At 43.5% G+C, this 19,438-nt stretch carries 15 protein-coding genes; 11 read left to right on the top strand and 4 right to left on the bottom strand.

Annotated elements, in window-relative coordinates:
• Positions 1–2 precede the first annotated feature (2 nt).
• On the bottom strand, positions 3–2,783 hold the full coding sequence (locus GQR42_RS19285) for a cation-translocating P-type ATPase (protein WP_158201200.1): 2,781 nt from the start codon (positions 2,781–2,783) through the stop codon (positions 3–5).
• Positions 2,784–2,949: 166 nt separating this feature from the next.
• Between GQR42_RS19285 and GQR42_RS29615 the strand changes: the two genes are divergently transcribed.
• From GQR42_RS29615 to crtB, 3 genes are all read left to right on the top strand, one after another.
• The gene (locus tag GQR42_RS29615) at positions 2,950–3,072 is read left to right on the top strand and encodes a hypothetical protein (RefSeq protein WP_257792593.1); all 123 of its coding nucleotides are present in this window, start codon (positions 2,950–2,952) and stop codon (positions 3,070–3,072) included.
• Between the two features lie 160 nt (positions 3,073–3,232).
• The gene (gene pds / locus GQR42_RS19280) at positions 3,233–4,663 is read left to right on the top strand and encodes a 15-cis-phytoene desaturase (RefSeq protein ID WP_158201199.1); all 1,431 of its coding nucleotides are present in this window, start codon (positions 3,233–3,235) and stop codon (positions 4,661–4,663) included.
• Between the two features lie 105 nt (positions 4,664–4,768).
• Complete coding sequence (gene crtB / locus GQR42_RS19275) at positions 4,769–5,701, top strand: 15-cis-phytoene synthase CrtB (RefSeq protein WP_158201198.1); 933 nt, start codon at positions 4,769–4,771, stop codon at positions 5,699–5,701.
• Between the two features lie 93 nt (positions 5,702–5,794).
• Here crtB and GQR42_RS19270 read toward each other — a convergent pair whose 3' ends face one another.
• A complete protein-coding gene (locus GQR42_RS19270) occupies positions 5,795–6,271 on the bottom strand; it encodes a hypothetical protein (protein ID WP_158201197.1) in 477 nt (158 codons plus the stop codon).
• Between the two features lie 257 nt (positions 6,272–6,528).
• Here GQR42_RS19270 and GQR42_RS19265 point away from each other — a divergent pair, with 257 nt between their 5' ends.
• Positions 6,529–6,771 (top strand): hypothetical protein, encoded by a 243-nt coding sequence (locus GQR42_RS19265; RefSeq protein ID WP_158201196.1) that lies wholly within the window; start codon positions 6,529–6,531, stop codon positions 6,769–6,771.
• Between the two features lie 204 nt (positions 6,772–6,975).
• Here the strand turns inward: GQR42_RS19265 and GQR42_RS19260 are convergent, their stop codons facing one another.
• Positions 6,976–8,274 carry an SEFIR domain-containing protein gene (locus tag GQR42_RS19260; protein WP_158201195.1) on the bottom strand — a complete coding sequence of 433 codons (1,299 nt, stop codon included), beginning with the start codon at positions 8,272–8,274 and terminating at the stop codon, positions 6,976–6,978.
• 326 nt (positions 8,275–8,600) lie between these two features.
• Between GQR42_RS19260 and GQR42_RS19255 the strand changes: the two genes are divergently transcribed.
• The 7 genes from GQR42_RS19255 (at position 8,601) to GQR42_RS19225 (ending at position 18,586) form a co-directional block, all read left to right on the top strand.
• Positions 8,601–8,996 (top strand): hypothetical protein, encoded by a 396-nt coding sequence (locus GQR42_RS19255; protein WP_125732035.1) that lies wholly within the window; start codon positions 8,601–8,603, stop codon positions 8,994–8,996.
• Positions 8,997–9,294: 298 nt separating this feature from the next.
• Positions 9,295–10,293, top strand: coding sequence for an IS630-like element ISMae24 family transposase (locus GQR42_RS19250; protein WP_158201194.1), 999 nt, complete (start codon positions 9,295–9,297; stop codon positions 10,291–10,293).
• A 151-nt stretch (positions 10,294–10,444) separates the two neighbouring features.
• Entirely contained in the window at positions 10,445–12,079 is a 1,635-nt protein-coding gene (locus tag GQR42_RS19245) for a trypsin-like peptidase domain-containing protein (protein WP_158201193.1), read from the top strand.
• A gap of 58 nt (positions 12,080–12,137) precedes the next feature.
• Positions 12,138–12,983 carry an IS5 family transposase gene (locus GQR42_RS19240; protein WP_158201192.1) on the top strand — a complete coding sequence of 282 codons (846 nt, stop codon included), beginning with the start codon at positions 12,138–12,140 and terminating at the stop codon, positions 12,981–12,983.
• A gap of 124 nt (positions 12,984–13,107) precedes the next feature.
• Entirely contained in the window at positions 13,108–15,726 is a 2,619-nt protein-coding gene (locus GQR42_RS19235; protein WP_125732031.1) for a protein kinase domain-containing protein, read from the top strand.
• A gap of 696 nt (positions 15,727–16,422) precedes the next feature.
• Positions 16,423–17,157 carry a GUN4 domain-containing protein gene (locus GQR42_RS19230; RefSeq protein WP_125732029.1) on the top strand — a complete coding sequence of 245 codons (735 nt, stop codon included), beginning with the start codon at positions 16,423–16,425 and terminating at the stop codon, positions 17,155–17,157.
• 409 nt (positions 17,158–17,566) lie between these two features.
• Positions 17,567–18,586, top strand: coding sequence for a COP23 domain-containing protein (locus GQR42_RS19225; protein ID WP_125732027.1), 1,020 nt, complete (start codon positions 17,567–17,569; stop codon positions 18,584–18,586).
• Positions 18,587–18,716: 130 nt separating this feature from the next.
• On the opposite strand, the gene GQR42_RS19220 is transcribed toward GQR42_RS19225, so the two are convergent.
• Positions 18,717–19,409, bottom strand: coding sequence for a pirin family protein (locus tag GQR42_RS19220; protein WP_125732025.1), 693 nt, complete (start codon positions 19,407–19,409; stop codon positions 18,717–18,719).
• Positions 19,410–19,438 lie beyond the last annotated feature (29 nt).

Genomic DNA, 19,438 nt, shown 5'->3' with positions numbered 1-19,438 from the left:
ATTTATTTTTTCGTCATGAACCAGCGAATAAATAACTTCTCCAACTCGATCCAAACAAACATTAAGGCACTAAATCCAAAACAGACTAATAATTCTGTGCCACTAATCCATTGAGTGCCGAAGAAGTTTTGTAGGGGAGGAGCATAAATTAACAACAATTGTAGGATCGTTGTCAAGCCCACGGCGGCGATAATGTAAGGATTAGAGAAGGGATTCATTTGCACAGCTAACTGGGTATGGGAACGCACCGCTAAAGCATGACCCATTTGTGCTAAACAGAGGGTAGTAAATACCATAGTTTTCCAACGTCCGGGATCTCCGATTTCGGGGGTTGCCTGAGTATATCGGTAAGCCCAGTACATCATAATAATGGTGAGAATGGCAAAGACGATGCCGATGCGAATCATATACCAACCCAAACCGCGGGCGAAAATGCTTTCCCGGGGGCTAAAAGGTGGACGTTTCATCACATTAGGTTCGGCGGGTTCCATTGCCAGAGCAAGAGCCGGTAAACCGTCGGTGACAAGGTTCATCCAGAGGATTTGCAAGGGAGAAAGGGGTACACCGCCTAAACCGAGCAGAGGAGCCGCTGCAATCGTTAAAACCTCGCCAATATTACTGCCGAGAATGTATTTAATAAAGCGCCGAATGTTGCTGTAAACCACGCGCCCCTCTTCGGTGGCAGCGACGATGGTGGCAAAGTTATCATCCAGCAAAATCATATCACTGGCTTCTTTGCTGACATCGGTTCCGGTAATGCCCATGGCGATACCGATATCCGCTTGTTTTAGTGCTGGAGCATCATTGACTCCATCCCCCGTCATGGCGACGAATTTACCCCGTTTTTGCAAAGCTTGTACGATTCTCAGCTTATGTTCGGGAGAAACACGAGCATAGACGCTCACACCATCTACCTCTCCCTCTAGGTCATTCTGAGACATTTTTTCTAATTCTTTACCCGTGATTACTCGCTCCCCGGGGGCGGCAATGCCTAATTCACTGGCGATCGCCTTGGCCGTTAATTGGTGATCTCCGGTAATCATAATCGGACGAATTCCCGCTTGACGACAGAGGGCAACCGCTTCTTTAACTTCTTTGCGGGGTGCATCGAGCATTCCCACCAATCCCAACCAAACCAGGGATTGTTCTTCACTATCTTCTCTTTCCGCTTCTGGCACTTCTGTCATCGGTTTATAGGAAAAACCTAAGACTCGTAGGCCATTACCCGCCATTTCGTCATTTTGTGCCAAAATACGGCTTCTTTGTTCAGCTGTTAAGGGTTGACTTTCCGCCCCAACTTGGATCAGAGAACAACGTTCGAGAATTAATTCCGGTGAGCCTTTGGTAAACATTAAATAGGCAGAATCCCCCAAACCTAACTGGGCATTCTCACAGATTACTGACATTCTCTTTCTTTCGGAAGAAAAGGGAAATTCGCCTAAACGAGGGCTTTTTGGTTCCAATGCTTCTCGATATAGTCCTCCTTTACCCGCCAACGTCAGTAAAGCTCCTTCGGTGGGATCGCCTAAAATTGACCATTCTTGCGCTTGATTCTGCAAAAGTGCATCATTACACAGCACACAAGCCGTTAAAATTGCCTGTAGTTCGGGATCACTTTCATTAGCACCATTAAACTCACCGATGGGTGCGTAACCTTCTCCCGTGACAGTAATGACATGGTGGGAAGTATTAACTTTCTGCACCACCATTTTATTTTGAGTTAAAGTTCCGGTTTTATCGGAGCAAATCGTCGTTACCGAGCCTAAGGTTTCCACTGCCGGCAATTTACGGATTAAAGCTTGTCTTCTCACCATTCTTTGGGTTCCAATTGCCAATGTCACCGTTACCACTGCCGGTAAACCTTCGGGAACAACGGCCACAGCCATACTGAGGGAAGTTTCGAGGAATGATTCAAAAAACTGCCAACCAAAGCGAATTACACCGCCAAGGACGACTACCGCCACTAAAGCTAGGGAACTACTCACTAAAACGTTACCTAACTGCGACATTCGCTGCTGTAGGGGCGTTGGTTCACTTTCTACTCCTTGCAACAAAGCGGCGATTTTCCCGATTTCCGTGTCCATTCCCGTCTTGGTAATCGCCACTTTCCCGCGCCCCTGTACTACTTCCGTACCCTGATAGACGAGGTTAATGCGATCGCCTAAAGAGGCATCTTCTGGTAAAACCTTCTGTGCTTGTTTATTCACCGATACCGCTTCACCCGTGAGGGCAGCTTCGCGGATTTGCAGATTTTGTGCTTCTAATAGTCTGCCATCGGCAGCAATTTGTACCCCCGCTTCCAGTAACATGATATCCCCGGGGACAAGTTCCTTGGCTGTCACTTCAAAGGTGCTACCATTACGAATAACCCGGACTTTCGGCGAGGATAACTGTTTAAGGGCGGCTAAAGCCTTTTCTGCCCGACTTTCCTGTAAATATCCTAAAATACCGTTTAAAATAACAATTGTAAAAATAGCGATCGCATCTTTGGGAAATTCCCCTTTTTTCAAGTCCAAAACTGCTGAAACCACCGCCACGGCAATCAGCATCACTAACATAATGTTAGTAAACTGTTCCCATAAAATCATTAACGGGCTACGTCCCCCCGTTTCTTTTAGTTCATTTAACCCGTAAATATCTTTTCTTTTAACAATTTCCGCCTCGATTAAGCCGGTTTCCCCATTGGTTCCCAGTATTTCTAGGGTTTGTTCCCCAGTTAAATTATGCCAAGCACGATTATTCTCTATTTCCGAGACTTGAGGTGACGTAGTGGGAAAAGTCATAGCGATCGATTAAAGAGGGTGTACGCGTGAACTAAAAAGGTGAGCGAGTTAAGCTAATTACATATCACAATATCAGTTATCAGTTATCAGTGACCAGTCAGCAGTTATCAGTGACCAGTAATCAGTTATCAGTAATCAGTTATCAAGGAAGTGGGGAGGGGGAATTATGAATTATGAAATGGGGAAATGGGGAAATGGGGAAATGGGGAAATGGGGTGTGGGGTGTGGGGTGTGGGGTGTGGGGAGAATAAATAAAATAATCTCCTATCTCCTATCTCCTATCTCCTGACTCCTGACTCCTGACTCCTATCTCCTGACTCCTATCTCCTATCTCCTGACTCCTGACTCCTGACTCCGGCCTTCTCGATAATCTGAAAAAAATGTAACGAAATGTGAAGTATAATAGGGAATGTGATAGAGACAAGACATTAGAGAGTAGATAAGAAACGATGCGAGTTGCGATCGCTGGTGCGGGACTAGCCGGATTATCTTGTGCGAAATACCTTGTCGATGCGGGACATACGCCCATCGTACTGGAACGTCGCGATGTATTAGGGGGAAAAATTGCCGCTTGGAAAGATGCCGATGGGGACTGGTACGAAACCGGTTTACATATCTTCTTTGGCGCTTATCCCAATATGCTGCAATTATTCCAAGAATTAGGCATAGAAGATCGCCTACAGTGGAAAGAACACTCGATGATCTTCAATCAGCCGGAAAAACCGGGGACTTATTCGCGGTTTGACTTCCCAGATCTTCCCGCCCCAATTAACGGTATTGTTGCCATTCTCCGCAATAATGATATGTTAACTTGGCAGGAAAAAATTAAATTTGGACTCGGTTTAATTCCTGCCATTGTTAAAGGTCAAAGTTACGTCGAGGAGATGGATAAATATTCCTGGTCGGAATGGTTAGAGAAACAAAACATCCCCCCTAGGGTAGAAAAAGAAGTGTTTATCGCTATGTCGAAAGCACTAAACTTTATCGATCCTAACGAGATTTCTGCCACAATTCTACTAACAGCCCTCAACCGCTTTTTACAAGAGAAAAACGGCTCAAAAATGGCCTTTCTCGACGGTTCACCCACGGAAAGACTCTGCCAACCTTTAGTCGATTACATCAGTGCTAGAGGTGGCGAAGTGCGCTTAAATGCCCCTTTAAAAGAGATTTTCTTAAATGAAAATGGCACAGTTAAAGCATTCTTAATGCGCGGTTTAGACGGTGCGGAAGATTATCTTTTTGAAGCCGATCTTTATGTATCTGCGATGCCTGTAGATCCCTTAAAAGTCTTACTGCCTAAACCTTGGCAAGAAGATAAATTTTTTCAAAAATTAGAAGGATTAGAAGGAGTTCCCGTCATTAATTTACACCTCTGGTTTGATCGCAAACTAACTGACATCGATCATTTATTATTCTCCCGTTCGCCCTTACTCAGTGTTTATGCTGATATGAGCAACACCTGTAAAGAATACGCTAACCCCGATCGCTCGATGTTAGAATTAGTTCTCGCTCCCGCTCAGGATTGGATTAGCAAATCCGACGAAGAAATTATCGCCGCCACGATGAAAGAACTAGAAAAACTCTTTCCCCAACATTTTACTGGCGATAATCCCAGTCAATTGTTAAAATACCATCTGGTGAAAACTCCTCGATCGGTTTATAAAGCCACTCCTGGCCGACAAGCTTATCGACCTTCTCAGAAAACTCCGATCGAGAATTTTTATCTCGCCGGTGACTATACCATGCAAAAATATTTAGGAAGCATGGAAGGAGCGGTTTTATCAGGGAAATTAGCGGCAGCAGTGATCGGCAAAGATCACCCCGCAGCACCGCTAAAACCGAATAAAACCCAATCTACACCAGTGTCCAGCGCTCGTTAATTCTCTGGCTAGGGACTAATGACGAAAATGGCCTTGAGTGAGACAATGCTATATCATTAGCCACAGTTCGCCGTTAATCTAAGTCAATCATTCCGCCCCAGCAGAATGCTCCAATTGCCAAAACCGACCCACCCCAGCAAACCCCTCGTCTCCCTTGCGGAGTCCTACGAACTCTGTCGCCGGATTACAGAGAAGTATTCTAAAACGTTTTATCTCGGTACTCTCCTGATGCCGAAAGCAAAACGTCAAGCGATCTGGGCAATTTATGTCTGGTGTCGTCGTACCGATGAACTGGTCGATGGACCGCAAGCCCGGTTAACTACAGCTGAAACCCTTGATTTATGGGAAAAACAGCTAGAAACCGTCTTTTCTGGGGTTGCCCTTGAGGATGCCGATGTCGCTCTCGTGGATACTCTAGAAAAGTTCCCCATGGATATCCAACCCTTTCGGGATATGATCGCCGGACAACAGATGGATCTCTATCGCAGTCGTTATCAAACCTTTGATGAACTAAAACTGTACTGCTATCGGGTGGCGGGGACGGTGGGGTTAATGTCCAGCGCGGTGTTAGGATTGGCAGATGGCGATCGCTCGGCTCCTTGGCGACGCAATCAAAGCGTCTATATTCCGCAAGAAGAAGCGATCGATCTCGGTATTGCCAATCAATTAACCAATATTTTGCGGGATGTGGGGGAAGATGTCCATCGTGGGCGGATTTATCTACCTTTAGAGGATTTAGAGCGTTTTAACTACAGCGAAGACGATTTACTCAAAGGGGTTAATGATGACCGTTGGCAGGGGTTAATGCGCTTCCAAATCGAGCGCGCCCGTTATTACTACGATTCCGCCGAAAGGGGGATTCGCTCCCTTAATCCCGATTCCCGTTGGCCGGTTTGGGCGGCTTTACTGCTATATCAAGGCATTTTAGACGTAATTGAAGCAAATAATTACGATGTCTTCGCCCGTCGTGCCTTCGTGCCGTTACCCAAGAAAATGCTCTATCTACCCGTGGCTTGGTTGCGATCGCAAGCGTTATAATAATTCGACGGGTTTTGTCGCCTGCTGACTCCACCCGTCGAGTCTTGACTATTAAGTTTTCCCAATTGAGCTGCTTAACTTGGGTTGGGTTTTTCAGCGCGATTTAGGAGTCACCCACCAGAAAGGGCCGGTTTCCGTACAGGGAACATCTCGATCGGTTTCGTAAACCACAAGACCGTCTTGCCGATCCAACACTAACGCTTCTCCTAGACGGACGTAGGATATAAACGGGCCAAGATAGCGGACAACAGGCTCATCGCTACAGGCCGGCAACACCCGATCGTTAAAATACTCCCATCCCACATCCTCGACGCTTTCATAGTAGCGGATGCTGAGATCATCGATCGCTTTCCCCGGAAAACGTTCTCGGATAGCTGACCGGAGAAATTCTGGCAGCGGTCGATCGGGCGATAATAATGTGGCAGATTTCATGGCTTTTCCCCCTAAAACTAAAGGAAGCGGGAAACTCTGACAAATGCCGTCCCGATCGGAACTATTGGCTTCCGCTCTCCACCTGGCCAATTTTTTACTAGGGATGGGATCTGGCTCAGGGAGTCCCCTTGTATTCATTGTAACAAATTTCCCCAGAAGGGTTCGGGGCGATACCGTCAGAACAGTTTTTCTTGATTTTTCGTTACAAAGATTGACAAATTTATCCTTTTATTTTGGCGATAATAATAATTACCAGGCGACAAGCCAGAAAAAATAATGGAAACAGGGAAAGACGGACGAGGCCCGGACTAACTAACTGGCAATAATGATAGCGAGAAAAGAAGTGGTTTAGTAGTGCCGAATTCTCGTTCCCAATCATTTAGGAGGTAGGAAAGATGACAATTTATGTCACCCGCGAGGGAGATAAACTGGTGGCCGATTCCCCACTGGAATTGGTGGAAAAGTTACAACAATATCAGGGGAGAATGGCGGAAACAAGAGAGGAATTCATGACTCAGATGGCTGCACAGATGGTGGCCACCCAAGGCCTTACTGTTCCTATCACCGATCCGGAGAATTTTATCGCCGAGCTAATCCACAACGATTTTCTGAGCGTGGTGGACAGTATTGATGGCTAAAAGTCGGCCAGAGAATAATGAAATTCCCTTCGGCGGCCACGATCGGATTTGCCGAAAATTTCGGTTTAAGGTTCCCCGTCCTAAAAGGACGGCTCTTCTAAGGTTTTAATATAGTCCCCCAGCACTTCGGAAACACTTAATTGCTTAGACTGTGCGGCGATAGCGTCAGAACAGAAAAAACCCTGTTCTAGCAGGAAAGATAAGCTATAGGTGTTGTTTGGGGACGGGATATTGCCAGAACAGTAAACCTATAGCGATTATCGCACCCGCGCAAGCGGTTAAGATCGGATCGAGTCCGTTGAATAGGGACATATCTTGAGTTAGTGCTTGTAGCAAGGCTTTTAAAATTCCCCCCAAGATCAGACCGACGAAACAGAATAACAAGAATTGAACTCTCCGATTTTCCCCAGTAGATTGTCGCTGCTGTGATAGCCACCAGATCATGCCACCGCTTAAACCACCGCCAATCGCACCGGCCAGGGGAGTTCCCCCTCCCGATAGACTACTGTCCAGGGGGATCGTTATCAGCCAACTGACGACTATTGCTGCCAAAGCTATCCTTGTGGCCTCCTGTTGTTTTTGTTGTATTTGTTCTAGCCGTCTGACGGTCTCTAGATATCCGTTTGGTTCTCGGTGTAAAATCTCCCCGAAACACTGTTGGGCTTGATACCAATTGTTATTTTGGAAATAATCATTGCCTCTTTGATAGAGATTTTTAATTTCTTGGATTTTTTGTTCTTGTTGTTTTCTGAGCTGCTCTTTGTCTTTTTGTTGCTTACGGAGTTCTTCCCTGGCTTGACGATACAACCCATCGGGATCGAAAAAATCGGGCTGCATTTGCCCAAAGATGTTAATAACTGCCGACCAATCCCTACTTTTATAATATTTTCGCCGCACATCATTGTAAAGCTCGTTCAGCCGACGCTGCCGGTCTGAGGCTAAATCAGCACTTTCTTGCCTATCTCGACCGATGGGAATTGTCTGAACCAGCTTTTCCTCAAGGGGAGGCAGCGGGCGTACACTGCCTACTTCAGGTTTTTTATGGAGAGGTTGAGCGGTGAGGAGACGGTAGAGTCTTTCATATCCTTGCTCATCTAGAACATGAAAAGTTATCCGACGAAGTTCAACGGGAATATAGGGAGCATCTTGAGGGAAAAATATAACGGGAATAAATTTATTGTTGTCGATTTGATCGTAGAGATATTGGTTAATAATTGTTCCCTCCCAATTAACGCCTTTGCCTTTGCCTGGTTCTTCTTGACCTGTAAAGCGTTTCTGGTACGTTTCGGTGCAGACGACCAGAACAAATTGAGCCTTGTTAATTTGGTGGGACATCCAGCGAGGCCATCCCACCTGTGGCGATGTCTCGTATAGGTCAATATTGCAGTCAATACCATCGCGGCGAAGACGATTCGCTAGGTCAAGCACGCGGTTTTGATGGGTTTCCGAGTCCCAACTATAACTAATAAAAACCTTCGGCGGTTGAGCGGCACCATTAGACATAGACGAGTGATGATTAAGGGATGGGAGTCATGCCCTCCAGTATAGCCAAGAACTCGATATCGGGTAAATTCTCTAGTGGGACTTCGGCGTTTTCGGTCAGCAAAAAAGGCTCAAACCATTACGGGACAAAGGGTTAACCTCGATTTATGATTTTCCTTGATCTATCTGGGTTTCAGCGATTGTGGGCTTCTCGAAGTAAATCCCAAGCGGGGATCGGAGTTGAGGCTTTTATCGATTTGTTTTTTGTCTAAGTCCCACTAGATTGCGCTAATCTAAATTTATCTTTATTTATCTTTGAAATTTAAGAATCTTGAGGAGTTGTGAGGATGGAAGCTAAACTGAAGCATTTGGAATTTATTCAAAATGTTATCGATCGAATGGCCAGTAATTCTAGTACCCTCAAGGGGTGGTGCATTACTGTTGTGACGGCTTTATTGACTCTAACTACCACCAACAATGGATATTATATCGTTCTGGTCTATCCGATCGTGATGTTTTGGCTTCTTGATGCTTATTTTTTGAGATTAGAGCGACTTTTTCGGAAAAAATACGATGAAGTTCGCCAAACCCCCCCAGAATTAGTCGATTTTTCTATGAATATATCCAGCGAAGCCAGTCAGATCAATTCTTGGTTAAGAAGCGTCCTTTCTCAGACGCTGCTGGTTTTTTACGGTGGCATGAGCGGTGTCATCTTCTGGCTTGTCTGGATGTTAAAACGTTAGGTTCTTCGTTACTTGGTATGGTTCGATAGGGGGACATAAATTGACTAAATCTTTATCTGGCAAGAGACTTAATTGATTAGTTCGCTCTAGATCAAAAGCAATTGACAAAAATCGCCAAATGTCTTTCTAAATAAAGGTTCCATTCCTTATAACCCCTGTCCATTGCATAACACAAACCGAAGAACCAGACGTTAATGGTAAAAATGTCAATCCGTATAAGTAGTCATGCAAAATTAATTACCCAAATAAAAAATTAAGAAGTATAATACATAAAAAAACGAAGCAGCAGGAAAATACAATGAGATTGATTAGAGACCTAAACCCCGAGAGCCAGAAAATGCTAGAGAGAATTTATCGAGCTAGTAAACATCATCAAGTAAGAGAGCGAGCGAAATGTATACTCTTAAGTTTTCAGGGAACCACGATAGAAGAATTGAGCAGAATATTTGGAGTTACGAGAAAGACCATCTATAATTGGTTGACGGCCTGGGAAGATAGAAAACTAATTGGTTTTTATAATCGTCGAGGAAGAGGGAGAAAACCTAAATTGACAGAAGCACAAGGTCAACAAGTTATTGACTGGGTAAAAGAAGAACCGAAAAGCTTAAAAAAAATCCAGATAAAAATTGTAGAAGAATGGAAATTAACCGTAAGCAAAGACACGATAAAAAGACTCATAAAAAAAATCAACATGAGGTGGAAAAGGGTGAGAAGAGGGGTCGCCAAAACCCCTGATGAGTGGGAGCTTGAGGTCAAACTACCTATTTTAGAAGAACTAAAAAAACAGGAAAAAAGAGGAGAGATTGAGATAGGATATTTGGATGAAATGGGATGGGATTCAAAGCCTTGTATTCCTTACGCTTGGCAAGAAGAAAAAACCACGATAAAGTTACCACCAATTGAAGGTAAAAGACTAAATATTTTAGGAATAATGAAACGAGATAATCAATTATTTTATGAGACACAGGTCGGAACGGTTACTAGCGAGATAGTTATTAATTTTCTGGATAAATATTGCCAAAATATACAGAAAAAAACCGTCATAATAATTGACCAAGCTTCCATTCATACCAGCGAGGCATTTATGGAGAAACTTGAGGAATGGGAAAAGAAAAACTTGAAAATATTTTGGTTGCCCACTTATTCACCTCATTTAAATTTAATTGAAATATTAGGTCGATTTTTAAAATATGAATGGATTGAATTTAGCGCCTATAAAGACCGAAAGAGCCTCCTCGCTTACGTTAAAAAAGTGCTGGACAATTTTGGAGGCGAGTATGTAATTAATTTTGCCTAGGTACTTAATTAAGTAAATCTTCAGGAATCGTCTTTGATGCCATTGATATAATTATCGTGTAGGGGATCTATTCCACAGGAATTTATCCACCCGGAGCGAATCTTTACATTTCGATGCAATTGACTTTAAAAATTATTAAGAGGGATTGGATATGAAACGTAATTTAACTATAACTGCCTTAATTCTTGCGCCCGCTTTAGCTCTATTTCAGTCCTGCTCGTCGGTTCAACAAGTCACTCCTCCCAACCAAAAACAACAGTTAGTCTGGAAAACCAAACCTGCGGTCGTTCGGATTCTGGGCATTTGTGGGTCAGATGCGGTGTGGCATCCCTATGGAGATAAAAACGATCCAAAACCATTCCCCATTGATAGTAGTTTTAGAGGAACGGGTTTTTTCATCAATTCTAATGGCTATATTGTTACCAGTGCATCCCCTCAACTCAGTATAGGCAGTGAAGAGGGTTGCAAGGAGGCTATTAAAAGGAATATTCTCAAGAAACTTGAACACAACGGTGTTCGCAAACCCGCTCGAGAGCTTAAAAATGTTGAATGGGAGGACAGAATTTACTACGTACCAGCAAGAGTTATTCTACCAAATGCCAAGGTTGAACCCCCTTTATTCGCGATTAAAAAGTCGAGTGAATCCTCCGATGTTACTCTCATCAAGATACCGGCTAATGATGTACCGACCCTGCGGCTGGGAGATTCCAAGAAAGTTCAAACCCAAGATTCCGTCATAACCCTTGGATTTCCCACTGACGCCGATTTCAAGCTCCAGGTTGATCAAGCCCTGACCGAGGAATCCTTCTACGAAGCCTCCGCCGATGAGGGCAGCATTTCTAACCCCTATAAACTCCGCCAACAGGGTAATCCTGTCCTTCAAGTGGATGGTATTGAAGCGGGAGAAGGAACTGCCGGCAGCCCGGTGATTAATAGCAAAGGTGAAGTGATCGGGATGTTAGCCCCCAAAGATCCCGAGTCTAACTCTAATAATATAGTTTTCGCCATACCCGCTAGTCTCATTCAGGAAACTATCAAACAAGCTGGTACAACGAACGAATCCGGACCGACGGATCAACTGTATCTAGATGGTCTAGAGCTTTACTGGAAGGGCAACATCGAGGGGGCAAGAGAAAAATTTAAAAAAGCCCAAGAAATCTATAATGATCACTCGGAAGTTAATCGTCTCCTGAAAGAGATAGCCCAGATCGAGGGCGATCGATATTTGAAGCCTTTGAGCGACCCATTTTATCAGTTATTACTAGCTTTAATTGCTGGTGCCGCCGGACTTGCCGCCTACTTTTTGCTTCGCCCCAAAGCCCCAGTCCGCAAGACTCCCACTGGTTCCCCAGCGACCCCAGAGATGGGTGGGAACTCCCAGCAAGCCCAAGCTATGGATAATGGAGCGGGAAACCAGATCTGGATAGAACTAGAATGTCAGGGACAACTACGTCGTTTTCCCCTCAGTAAAGAGGAGCATCGCTTGGGACGAGATCCGGACTGGTCAGACTTTAAAGTCCCTGCTGGTTGGGAAGTCATATCCCGACATCACGCCATCTTGCGCAAACAAGGGGATGATTATCGGATTCACGATGGTGATGGGACCGTTCCCAGTCGCAATGGTCTGTGGGTTGAAGATGAGCGTGTCGGCACCCTTAATGACTATCCCTTGAAGGATGGCGATCAGATCAAGATCGGTAAAAATCCTCAAGAATGGGTAATTTTGACTTATTTCAACCAGTCTGGTAGTCAGGCGGCGGTCAGAGAAACCAGAATGGGACAATAGACCTCCTGCAAAAATAGGAACTGATTATGTATAATAAAGTAAAACACTCAGAAAAACCATGACTTACGAAAAAGTAAAAAATTTGAATCCAGAAGAGTTTAAACGCTTTTGTGGAGTATATCCTGAAACATTTAAGGATATGGTGAAGGTTTTGGCTGCCGAAAAAGTTCTGCAAAAAAAATCGGGAAGACCAAGTAAATTAAGTCTAGAAGACCAAATCTTGATGACCTTAGAGTATTTACGGGAATATAGTACTTATTTCCATCTCGCAATTAATTGGGAGATTAATGAGACAACAGCCCTAAGAATCACTAGAAAGGTAGAAAATATTCTGATAAAATCTGGATTGTTTAATCTGCCTGGGAAAAAGACAGTTCACCAGGCGAATAGTGACCTAGAGGTAGTGGTAGTAGATGTAGCAGAGCCTGAGATAGAAAGACCTCAAAAAAAGCAGAAAGATTACTATAGCGGGAAACAAGGCTATCATACAATAAAATCGCAAGTTCTTGCGGCACAAAAAACAGGAATGATAATCTGTACCGCTCATGGAAAGGGAAGAATACATGACTTTAATCTTTGGAAAAATAGTCAAATTGGGATCGATAAAAGTATTGAATGTTTAGCAGATAAGGGCGATCAAGGAATTCAAAAGCTGCACAAAAATAGTAGAATTCCTAACAAAAAAAAGAAAAATCAAGAATTAAGTTTAGAAGAAAAAGAATTTAATCGCCAGTTATCAAGAGAAAGAATTGTTATCGAACCTATTCACAGAAGTCTGAAGAGATTTAGAATTTTATCATCAAGATATAGGAATCGGAGACGACGTTTTGGTCTGAGATTTAATTTAATCGCTGGCATTTACAACTACGAACTTGCTTTAGGCTATCATCAAGTAGCTGAATAAGACTTTTGCAGGAGGTCTAATAACGATCATCTCTTGATCTCTTATCTGAAGGCTGGTTGTCAAAAATACATTACGAGCCGGAATCTGTGCCATCATTAGAGCAACGGGTTAAACGAATTGAGCGATGTTAGAGTTAAATCAACTCCTGGCTGGACACTATAAGGTTCTCCGTGCTTTAGGAGAAGGGGGATTAGCCAAAACCTACATTGTAGAAGACCTGCATCGTCCCGGTCATCCTCAATGTGCTGTCAAATACCTAAAACCAGCCAGCAACGATCCGGATTTTTTACCCACCGCTCGACGATTGTTTAAGGAAGAAGCGGAAAATTTGGAGGTCTTAGGAGAACACGATCAAATACCTAGATTATTAGCTTATTTTGAGGAAAACCAAGAATTTTACTTGGTGCAAGAGTTTATCGAAGGTCATACCCTCGATAAAGAACTTCCTCCCGGTGTGCGTTGGACGGAAAGCAAAATTATCGCTTTCCTGCAAGATGTGTTGCCGATTTTAGAATTTGTTCATAGCTACAAGGTCATTCATCGAGATATCAAACCCAACAACCTGATCCGACGAGATCGAGATGATCGCTTGGTACTGATCGATTTTGGAGCAGTTAAGAAAATTCGCAATCCAGGTACATCTTTGCAAACCTCCCACTCTCCCCTGACAATTTCTATTGGAACAGAAGGCTATATGCCCACGGAGCAGGTGCGAGGCAAACCCCGTTTCAACAGCGATATCTACGCTCTGGGTATAATCGCTATCCAAGCCGCTACTGGGATGGATCCGTTAAAATTACAGGTACTCGATGATGACAAAACTGGAGAGCTGCTATGGCGTGATTACGCTAATGTTAGTGACGGATTAGCGGCCATTCTCAACAAAATGGTTAGTTATCATTTTAAAGACCGTTATCAAAGTGCTACGGAAATCATCCAGGCACTCGCAGCGCTGACCAGTCCCTCCCAGGCACCTATTTCTGAAGAAACGAATCCATCAACAGTTTCGACTCCGATTATTCGAGAAACGAGAGTTAGTAGTGAAAAGTCTGGTTTAAGGGAAACGAAAGTTAGTAGTGAACAGTCTGGTTTAAGGGAAACGAGAGTTAGTAGTGAACAGTCTGGTTTAAGGGAAACGAGAGTTAGTGCTGAACAGTCTGGTTTAAGGGAAACGAGAGTCAGTGCTGAACCTCTGGCTTCACAGTCTGGTTTAAGGGAAACGAAAGTTAGTAGCGAACAGTCTGGTTTAAGGGAAACAAAAGTTAACTTAGAAGTTCAGGCATCCATCCCTTTAATTCCTTTAATACACCGCTCCTATCGACTGATAACAACCCTTAAGGAAAGCCCCTTTCGCCAAACCTACATCGCCGAAAATATCGAGCGACCCGAATGCGGGCGTTATTTGGTCAAACGCTTGCTCAAACCGACAGACAGCGCGATCGATGGGCCAACAGCACAGCGTCTTTTCGCTCAAGAAGCAGATACGCTCAAAAAAATAGGAGAACATGACCAAATACCCGGACTTATTGATTATTTTGAGGAAGATGGAGCTTTTTATCTAATTCGAGAATATGTAACTGGTCATCCTTTGACCGAGGAACTTCCGCCCCATCATTTTTGGACTGAAACCGAGGTAATCGCTCTATTGCGAGAAGTTTTGACGATCCTGCAATTTATCCACGGTCAAGAAGTCATTCACCTCGATATCAAACCTGATAACCTCATTCGGCGACAGCAGGACAATCATTTAGTTTTAGTGGATTTTGGTGCGGTTAAAAAGTTTCCAGGGGTTGCCGAGGATAATGTTGAGTCATTCAATTCCAACGGTTCCCCGGGGACATCGGGATATATGTCAACGGAACAAGCTCGCGGCAAACCGCGCCCGAGTAGCGATATTTACGCGTTAGGTGCGATCGCAATTCAAGCTTTAACTGGAATCGATCCCAAAAATTTGCCTGACGATCCCGAAACGGGGGAAATTAGCTGGCAACAAAGGGTTAGGATCGGTGCGGGGTTAGAGGCTATTCTCACCAAGATGGTGCGTTACCACTTTAAAGATCGCTATAAAACGGCAACAGAAGCAATGCAGGCTCTCGATGAATTAGTCCCCACTGCTCCAGCTACCACGACCGAGCGAGCTACTAACAAGGTAGCAAGACCCCCAGTTCCTATACCGCGTCCCCCCCGGCGGTTTCTGACCATCGGAGTGGGAGCACTCTTGACCCTAGGAGCGATCGCTATGGCTGGAAGTTGGTTTCTTTATGCAAAATCGCCAGAATTTTATTATCAGCAACTGGAAAAATCTCTAGAACAAAAAGATTGGAAAAAAGCTGACGAACTAACCTATAAACTCATGCTCAGAATCGCCGGACCAGAATCGGAGCGGCAAGGACGATTTAACCTAGAAGAATGGCAAGAATTTGACTGTGATGATTTTAAAAAAATTGACGCTCTTTGGCATCGAGCCAGTGACGGCAACCTCGGCTTCAGGGTTCAGTATAATATTTTTTTCGCTCGGGTCAAAAAAGATGGGAACCTCTTCTATAAGACTATCCGATGGAGAAACCCACAGGGGGAGGTTACAGTAGAATGGAAATACGATAAGCAGACTAAAAGGGTTGCATATCTGCGAGGGAAAGAGCCACTGTTTACCGATCCGCCTCGAGGCCATTTACCCGCTATTCTAGAATGGAACGACGGCAAGGATCATCGATTTGATGTACGCGCTCGATGTCAACTTTAGCCATGTTTTCGCTGGTTTTTGGCTGATGCTTAAGACCATGGCTGTAAGGTAAGCTGTTGACTATCTAAATTACTCGTTAAGACTGTCTGTGAGAAGGGAGCAGGGAGCAGGGAGATTGGGCTTGAGCATTTGTACTAAAGTTTCCCATACGCAGTTTAAATTCAGTACAGCTTAATTCATGAATTTATTTAACAAAGACAGACTCTACCTGTTCGGAGTAATCTTGATAGTCTTTGTTTGTCAGTTAGCCTAGAGACTTTGAGCAAATTCTCGTATTTTCCCAATTACAATTATAAAAGAAAAATTAAGAAAATAACGTTTCTATTGCTTAGGAATGTAGAATTATGGGCTGTGTTTCCTATTGTTTGTATCCCTAGCAATTCAGGTTAGGATATTGCCAATGGCAACAAGCCGAGAATAGCAATAACAGGCTGATGTGCGGGATGCTGACGGCCGACAGCTTAAAGCTATAGGAGATAATTACTAAACTGCGATTCTGAGTAAATTTAGTCTAATCAGTTAATAATTTTTTACACAAAAACAACCATAAATACTTGACAGTTTTGTTTTATTTATTCTAGAATCCTTATCAGGGATACTAAGTTAGTTAAGACAACTAAACATTTTTGAATTTTGGAGAATAAATATTTATTCTCTGAGAGAACTTAATAGCCGATTAAATAGGAGTTCATAATAATGAAACATAACTATCAATTTGTCCTCATGGGGTTACTGGTCAGCAACTTGGGGTTTTTCGTTCAAGATATTATTCTACCTCCAGCAAGGTTGGCCGCCGAGCCGCCTCCAACGGGAACGACAACCACACCGACCGTTACTCCAACCCCAGGGATGACTACACCGACCATTACTCCAACCCCAGGGATGACTACACCGACTGTTACTCCTTCCGTGGGAACCCCAGCATCTGAAGAAACGAAACTTTATAAGGAATTAGAAGATGCTCTGATCCGTCAAGATTGGAGAAAGGCTGATGCGGCCACCTTTCAATTATTATTAGCAATAGTCGGACCACAATCCAAGCAGCAAGGGCGCTTTGTTTTAGAAGAGTGGCGACAAAAACTCAGTTCAGATAAAGATGCCTTCTGCAAAAAAGTTGTCGATATCGATGCCCTCTGGAGTAGCAAAAGTGGTGGACAACTGGGTTTCAAAGTTCAGAAAGACATTTTTGAAGAAGTGGGAAAAAATGCCAGTAAGTTTTATGAAACAATCCAATGGAGACTGCCTGGACAAGATATAGTAAAAGTGGAATGGCGTTACGAACAACTGGAAGGTAAAACTAAATATATTGCTGGCTTAGAACCAATTTTTACCAAATCGCCAACTCCACCTCGAGGACATTTACCCGCGATGTTAGAGTGGGAAGATGGTAGGGAGCATCGATTCCAAATGATTTATATCTGTGGACTGTAAAACGGTTCAACCCCTGGTTGCAAGCGATATAATCATGGTTAAGGCAACGTTCATCATCGCTTTGTGAATGAATACCAGGGGGCAGTAGGCTAGATGAGAACCTTGATATAGCAATTTTCTTGATTACGAGGCACAAAATTTTCCCTAGACGAGTCTGAGTACAATAGTCAGTAGCCTAAAAAATGAGAAACACTATATTACTAAACTTTAAGGGTTCAAGGGTATCTAAACTGCTTTAGCTACTTTTATCTGTCTTGAGTTTGGCATTTAAGCAAATAAATCAAAAAAAATCTAATTTTTATTTGCTTAGGTTGATACTGTTTGTGTATCTTGTATGAAAAATATAGGGGATTCAGTGATAAAAATTTTCGGATATTAATTAAATACTTGAAGTGAGGAATAAGTAATCATGAATAAATCTTGTTTTTTATTAGCGGCAGGTTTTACCGTATTACAAGAGTTAATCTATTTTCAGACTGGATTTGCTCAACCAGAAAATGTTATCGAGGGAAATAAATCAGAATTTAATGGAATCGTGATCGAGAAAAATCGGTCAGAGGCTAGTGGGAGCGTGATCGAGGGCAATAAATCAGAAGATACTGGAGTTGTGATCGCTAAAAATAATGAAGATACTACTGGAGTGGTCATCGCCAAAAATACCACGTCTGCTGGTGGTGGTCAAAAACCCGTCAAATCTCCTGTTGCTCAACAAACTATTATTAGAAAAACTACAACAACGACCGGTACTCGTTCTAGTCGTAGACAAATCGCAAGAGAGACTGGTCGGTCTAGTGTGAAAGAACCTCGAATTAAACCCGTCGTTTCGACAACTATCGTTCAAAAAACTGTTGTCAAACCCCAGTCAAAACCAATTGTTACCCTCGTTGCTTCCAGCACTATTCCCAGACGGCCAACTTCCACACCTGCCCGGATAGCAGAACCGACTCCCAAATCGGTAGTTACCCTAGAACCAACCCCGATCAAGACACCAATAACCGAACCAACGCCCGCTCAACAACTTCCCAAAAATTTGCAGAAAGCTAACTTTCTCTGTATTCAAGAAAACAATCAACCCACAACAGTAATTGAACTCAACCAACAGAAGAAACTTCCCGTCATTCTTTGGGAGTCTGAAGAATTTAAAGAGATTGGTTATGATCCACAAAAACGCTGTGAATTGGTAAGTAAGCGATTAGCGGCCTACAGCAAAGATAGTAAATTCAATTATTTAACTACGGGGAAAATTGATGGCAATCCCGTTATTTGCTTTACCGATCAAGTCAACGGGGAGTGCGTCAAAGGAACTCCTGAAAGAGACGGTATTTTAATTACTCTATCCAAGGGAACAAATCCCGATGAAACCTTAGAAACTTTAGTCGCTCTTTTAGAAACTCAAAATTCAACTATGCGATCGCCACTACAACAATAGTTAATGAAATCGTCCCCGTCGGCTAGGTTCTGATTGACCTGATATTGGAGAAGGTTAGCCCGTTGTCCGGGCAAATAACCCTGTACCCGTGTGAGCAAATGCGTCCGCCTTTCCCCCGTTAATCAGTCGGCTACCCTAGGTCAAAAAGCAAAATTTCCGAGTTTTCTAGGGATTGAATGGTTAAACCGGTTTCGTCGCTGATGGCGGCTCCATCCCCTGCTTGTAAATGCACGCCATTCACGGTTATTTGCCCTCTAGCCACCTGTAACCAGCCATAACGACCTCCATCTAAGGAATGGGTGAGGGACTGTCCTAGTGGCAAAATTCCTGCGTAGAGATTAACGTCTTGATGGACTTTAACCGCATTACCAGCACCAGTGGGAGAGGCGATTAACTGTAAGGTATGGGGAGAAAATTCGATCGCTTTTTGTTCATAACTGGGTTCTAGATTTTTTGGGTCGGGAATAATCCAAATTTGCAGAAGATGGAGGGGATTAGTGGCAGAATGATTAAATTCACTGTGTTTTATTCCTGTTCCTGCGCTCATCCGTTGAATTTCACCGTGTCGAATCACGGAACCCGTGCCGAGACTGTCTTGGTGTTCTAGTTCTCCCTCCAAAACATAGGTTAAAATCTCCATATCGTGGTGTCCGTGGGTGTGAAATCCTTTTCCCCCAATCACTTTATCCTCATTAATAACTCTTAGACTCCTAAAATTAATCTGTTGGGGATCATAATATTGGGCAAAAGAAAAAGTATGATAGGTATCCAACCAACCATAGTTAGCGTGGCCTCTTTCCTCAGCTTTGCGTATAGTAATCATCAGTTTTCCTCTTTTTTATCTCTATTATA

This window comes from Microcystis aeruginosa FD4, assembly GCF_009792235.1.
Taxonomy (GTDB): domain Bacteria; phylum Cyanobacteriota; class Cyanobacteriia; order Cyanobacteriales; family Microcystaceae; genus Microcystis; species Microcystis viridis.
The sequence above is the reverse complement of the archived record's forward strand: the minus strand, read 5'-3'. Positions and strand labels throughout refer to the sequence as shown.